The organism is Flavobacterium sp. 316, assembly GCF_000967805.1.
Classification (GTDB): domain Bacteria; phylum Bacteroidota; class Bacteroidia; order Flavobacteriales; family Flavobacteriaceae; genus Flavobacterium; species Flavobacterium sediminilitoris.
On the sequence record NZ_JYGZ01000005.1, the window covers coordinates 1 to 2,250 of the forward strand.

Sequence of the window (2,250 nt, forward strand, 5' to 3'; positions counted from 1 at the left end):
TTGTGTTTGAGTACCTGTAAACTCATTATGTTGTGAAACACCACCAGCTCCTACCGTACTTAAGTCGCCAGCATTATATCTACTTGTTGGATTAGTTGTTTCACCATATTTCCACACATCACCAGCATTTAAATGCATTGTACCAGTTGGAACACTACTCCCTGATGACATTATAGGATATTCTCCACTTGTATTTGCTCTCAAGGAATATTGAACTCCAGGAGGACCATCATTAGCTCTTTCTAAGATTCGGTCTATTTCAGCATCCCTCTTTAATATTACCGCACCAACAGCGGCAGCAGCAACACCGTATACAACCCATTTTGGAACAGCAACGTCTGACGGGTCAGGAGTAACACCATCAGCTGCAATACCTGTCATAATCATACCAGCTGCCGCATAACTTTGCTCTACTTGTGCTATTTGACCTTCAGTTCCTGCCATATCAGCTGACATTTGAAGCACACCATTGTCTGTAAAAAAACCTAAATCCCCAAGCACTATGTTATCTCCTTCAGTTGTATAAGAAGAACCTATTGCATAATGCTTTGCTTCATTACCATATAATTCTGTAGCTGATGCTTGATCAGTAACTCTACTGTCATAAAGCATTTGACCGTTAACACTAATCCAGTCATCACTTTGCATTCCATCAGGGTCAACAAAATACATCGGATTATTATAAGCATAGTTGTAAGGTGTCCATCTTCTAGAGGTTTCCGCCAACGGGTCAATGTTCATCCATCTACCTATAGCTGGGTCATAATTCCTTGCACCATAGTCATATAGATTTAAATCAAGCTCATTTTGGAACTCTTTGGAGTTATAGCGATACTGGTAATTTGGTTGAGAATTAATAACAGCGCTATTAGCGTGTTTCAGTCCAAAAGGATAATAATGATTTTCCTCTAATATGGGACTAATAAAATAATCTACGCAATTTTGAATTGGAACACCTTTATCGTTATAACTAGTGGTGCATTCTTGTATGTATTCATCTCCTAATATTCCATTTCCATCAATATCTGAATAACTAAGTCTAATATTTCCTAAATGGTCGGTATAATTAAAAACATAGCTGTAATTGTTTGCTTCATGTTTTACATAGCCCTCAGCATGCGGAAAAAATTGCAATACATTATTTTTGTATTGAAAACCTCCTGCTAAATAATTGGTTTGGGTTATGTTGGTTGCTTCATTCACTATTTTGCTTACTTTTACTCCTGTCGCATTGTAAATATACGTAATTTTTTTATTCACATCATTGTTAAAAACAATTTCGGTAGGCAAATTCAAATGATTATAAACAATAGCCGTTATGTCTTTGTTTTTGTCTTTTGTTAAGTTTCCATTGTTATCATAAGTATAATCATTGTCGGTATTAATACCATCTTTAAAACCTTGTGGTGAATTAGAACCATCGTCTACTTTTAGTAATTGATTTTTAACATCAGGATGATAATCATATGTTAGATTGTCAATAACATTGGTGTTTCCAGCATTAATACCACCATTTCTAACGAGTGTTTTGATGTTTCCATTTTTATCGTAAGATAAGGTTTCATCATAAGCATTAACATCGTTTGGTGTTGCTCCTACTTTTGAATAGTTAGCGTCTAACAATCGATTTAGATTATCATAAGAATATTTATATTTTCTTAAAGTATTATCACTGTTTGTTTTCCAAAAAGTCTCTGAAATATTACCATTGAATAAAGCAGTGGCRTTTTCAGGATCATTGTAATTGATTTTAAAAGCAAACAAATCGTTTTCAGTAGTAATATCATTGACATCATTAATGCTTTTCAGCCAACCTCTCACGTTGTARGTATAATCTAYTTTTTGGAGTCCTGTAGCRCTTGGGCTTACATTGGTGCCACCTACTTTTTTACTGATGAGTTGTCCTAGTTCATCATAGGTGTTTTGGGTAATAAGCTGTTCTGGCAGACTGCCTATTTGTTGTTTGTGTTGGGTTAAACGGTCTTGTGGGGAATAGCTAAAACGATCAGTAACTGTTAGTACTGTAGCGTTAGTATCGTATTTATGAGTCGTAATGGTATATTCGGTTTTTCCAGCCCAATCGAGTTTAGAATCTACTTGTGTAAATCCACCTAAATGGTTAGATGTATAAACACGCACCGGTCTATAACGATCATCGTACAAAGTATAGCTGGTTTCTACTGCATTTTGATTGGTATTGTTCATTACTCTCACCCATGAACCGGTTGGTAAGCCTTTCACATTGGTAGC

General features: G+C 35.6%; 1 protein-coding gene. It reads right to left on the reverse strand.

Annotated features, from left to right (window positions below; all coding sequences use genetic code 11):
* Positions 1–2,250 (reverse strand): RHS repeat domain-containing protein (locus SY27_RS11155; RefSeq protein WP_161794149.1); only part of this gene is annotated, 2,250 nt, incomplete at both ends.